Origin of the sequence: Dysgonomonas sp. 521 (assembly GCF_010501055.1) — a bacterium.
Lineage (GTDB): Bacteria > Bacteroidota > Bacteroidia > Bacteroidales > Dysgonomonadaceae > Dysgonomonas.
The window spans coordinates 717-4481 of record NZ_QVMO01000170.1 but is presented as its reverse complement, the minus strand read 5'-3'; the positions used below and the strand labels follow the sequence as shown (position 1 = coordinate 4481).

The following is a 3765-nucleotide window of genomic DNA, read 5'->3' as shown; positions in this document are numbered from 1 at the left end:
TTTGGGTGGATATCTGCCGGAATGGCAGATTTTTAGAACCGATTTCTAATGGATTTAGAACCGGATTACTGGGTGGGGATGCTCCGGATTATGCACCTTCTGCTGAATAATAATCTTTGCCTTTTCGTTCTATTTTTTCTTTTAGTGAAGAAACATCTTTAATTCTTGCGTGTATTCTACAATGAATACCAATTCTATCTATCTCGGATAGAATCTCATCTTGAATATGTTTAAGTATATTTTTTAGTCCCGGATTATTGTTCATAACTATATGTATGATTAAAATATGTTATTCCTTCTCTTTGAATAAAACAATTATCGCCATTAATTACAATGTATGAATTTCTTTTTAATAAACTGATTGTGTTTTCAAATTCTCGCATATTGATATTTTGTTCTTTAAGAGATTCTCGAATAGAAGATAATCGTTTCATATTATTGACTTTTGTTTGACTTTTGATAAACTTCCTCAAAATCAATTCTTCTACATTAACTTGTGATTCTGTTTGTTCCTCGTATTCATACAGTTTATTTTCAAAGAAATTATTTGAATCGCAACCAGTTATATACATATTACTATCTTTGTATAAAGGATCATTAATCCATTCGCAATTAAAAAATTTACAGTTTATAAATCCAGAATTATCAAAAGCACATATATCAAATTTGCATTGGTCAAATTTACAATTACTAATAATAGAATTTTTAAACTGCCCATCTATTCGAAAATACATATTTTCAAATGACAGATCTTCAATAAGAATTCCTTCATATATGTCAATAAAATTATTCATTAGATAAAAATCCCTGTAAAATCGGAATTTACTATCATATGGAAATTGGTTGTCGTGTAGTATTTGCCAAAGAGCATCTTTTCTTTCTTGTGGTTGTACCTTAAAAGCAGAAATAGCTAAAAAAGCAAATTCTTGAGTAATTATTTTAGTGAAATCCGTTGGATAGTGTTCTTGATATTTTTTTTCAATCAAATTTCGTCCAATTAAAATACCTAAGATAAATTCATTAATGAAACCAACATTATCATGCTGTTTTCTATCTAATAAAGCGTGATTTGATAATGTCTCAGCTAATTCATCATGGGTTGGCTTTGGTATTTTTGGATAATTTTTAATGTAATCGTCAAATATCTTTCGATTGTAATCTTTAATAATATCTTTTATAAATGACTTGCTATCTGCCTTAATGTCAAACTCTGACATAATCCGAACAAGTTTCTTGAAAATTCGCAATTGCATATTTTCATCTAAAAATAATTCTTGTCGAATTTGTTCCCGATTTAATAAAAATTCAAAATATTTGTCTACAATATTTTTAGAATTTTGGACAAGGTTGTGTAATTCGTCAATTTCAATATTTCGGATGTATGAGAGCAAAACAGGGTTTGCAACATTACTTATAGGGAAACTGCAATTATTAAGCACTTCCAAACGGTCAGATTCCAACCAATTTTCAATTTTTGGTTCAGAAATTGAGAAACGAGCAACATCATATTTTTTATTTGTATTTTTAATCCATTCGTAAAATTCTTCTCCACTAAAAATTGCCGTTTTTCTCGAAGTAATGACAATTTTTGCTTTACCATCTAATAAATTAACAATAGTAGATAACATACTCTCAATATCTCTTAATTGAGAAGTATTAGCAGACAAATCTTTTGATAACAATTCGTCAAAGCCATCAATAATTACAGGAATTTTACCTTGTTTGATTTGATGTAAAACAACATCGGATTTTACAACATTTTGAAATTGTTCATCTATTTCATTCTGCAAAATATGCTTGAAAATTCTTGCTTCTCTGTTTTTTGATAATTCAATATAAAATGGTAGAATTTCCGTATTGTTTTCTTCCATTTGCTTTATTATTTCATATGCTGTACAGGTTTTTCCATAACCTGCTGCTGCTTCGATAATCACAAATACGGGTATGTCTGTAGTATTTAACAAATCTACCACTTGTTTTACTACTGATTGATTTTCTACTTCCGTATTGGAAGTCATTATTCCTTCTGAATTATAATTTGAATATGTATAATCGCTGTTTATATAGAGATATTTTGCAGTGCTTGGCAATCCTATCGTTTGTTTTTCAACAAATACATCATATTTTCGATTTAAATTTGTTCTAAATGCAGATAATTGGAAAAAACTTTTAAACAACTCTTCTTCAATCTCTTCAATACTTGCATATTCTTTAATATATGTTGCAAAGTTCGATTTTCGATAATCATTTTGGATTTTATCAATTCTTTCAGGATAACCATTTTTAATGATATCTACACCAAAATAACGACCTTGTTTGTATTCACACACAAGAATGCCATCAATATTTTTAGTTATATAACCATATCGTTTATATACCTCTTCTATATCACTATTTCTCATACCATTTTCTATTATCATCTACAAATAAATCTATCACACTTACCTGTAATATCCCTGCATTTTCATATAACGTATCTAAATGGGAGCTGTTGTCGATTACAGACATAAGCATTTACTATCTTGTATCTTGAAACTTTTATCCAATTTTTCAATTAGCCATGTTTGTTTTATCTATTCTCTTTTAAAACTTCTTTTAATTGATTTATCAACATCGTCTACATACAGTTTTAACAAATAAGACAAGTCTTATTAAGGTCATCTTGCTATAGTGTATTCTATGTGTAACATCCATAATAAATAGTTATCAGTTGTTCGTAAAATTTAATATTACATCTAAATATGTTATGTTAATTGTTATGCGTCAGAATATTATAATCTAACACATCACTAATTAAATATTTGATTTAAACCTCAATCTCAATGAGATTACAAGAAAAGACTAATAAAGATAATATAAATAAAATAATTAACATAAGAGAATAGCCAAATTATTTCGACTAAAATGAAAAGGAGACAACTCGTCTCCCCTTCAACTTAATCTAATTCTTTTAAACCTTTTTGGTTCTTTCTTCTCTTTATATACTTCTGATGATTTTGTATTAAATCTTTCAGACATTCTTCTCCTGATTTTACTAATCGTTCTTTCAAAACCCGTTTTATTTCCGCTATGGTATAATAGGTTTTGCCTGAAAGAATAGAGTAAGAAATAACTCCATTCGTCCGTAATCGCTGTAATGTACGTTCGCTTATCCGTAAGAATGTGCAGACTTCATAACTGTCTACCCATTCTTCATCCAAATCGGTATTTTCCGAGCTCTGTTTTTCTTTTATGTAATTGGCAATCATATCTAATTTTCCTTCCAGTTTCTTATATGATTCCATATCTAATATTACGGCTTCCTTCATTATTTCTATGTTTAAATGTTAATTACAAACCTAATCCTTTTGATTTTTTTTGATTTCCCGTATCAGGCCTTGCAATGATTATTCTGTCGGGATTGATTTTGACTATATCTTTGATAGACATTGCCTGTCCCGAGCGGATATTTTGAAATTCATCATCCGGCTTCACAGCAATTTTAACAGAGGACTCCGATTTTACTTCTTTCAGATTGCCCACATGCTGTTCCGGCATGACCGATTGTTCCCGGTTTTTATCCTTATTCTCCAAACTCAGATTAATCTGCCTACTCAATGAATCAAGTTGTGATTTCAAATCCTTCAGTTCCGGCTCTTTCTTCCATGTTGCTGTCATAACCTCTTTCAAAACAGGCAAATCTTTCTCCAATTTTTGATTATCTGATTGATATTTTTCAATGAGAGCAGGTATTCTTTCCAAAGCTTTAAAGAAGTTTGTCGAAGC

The 3765-nt window shown here is 29.4% G+C and carries 3 protein-coding genes; all 3 read right to left on the bottom strand.

Translation table 11 applies throughout. The features are described 5' to 3' along the window. Positions 1-254 precede the first annotated feature (254 nt). Positions 255-2402 (bottom strand): NACHT domain-containing NTPase, encoded by a 2148-nt coding sequence (locus D0T84_RS21570; protein ID WP_163309993.1) that lies wholly within the window; start codon positions 2400-2402, stop codon positions 255-257. 534 nt (positions 2403-2936) lie between these two features. Then, positions 2937-3308 (bottom strand): helix-turn-helix domain-containing protein, encoded by a 372-nt coding sequence (locus D0T84_RS21565; protein ID WP_163309992.1) that lies wholly within the window; start codon positions 3306-3308, stop codon positions 2937-2939. Between the two features lie 22 nt (positions 3309-3330). Beyond that, positions 3331-3765: aminoacyltransferase (locus D0T84_RS21560; RefSeq protein ID WP_163309991.1), on the bottom strand; the 435-nt coding region annotated here is incomplete at its 5' end.

Coding starts and splice junctions, on each gene's coding strand:
- D0T84_RS21570 (WP_163309993.1), bottom strand. CDS start 2,402: ATGAGAAATAGTGATATAGAAGAGGTATATAAACGATATGGTTATATA.
- D0T84_RS21565 (WP_163309992.1), bottom strand. CDS start 3,308: ATGAAGGAAGCCGTAATATTAGATATGGAATCATATAAGAAACTGGAA.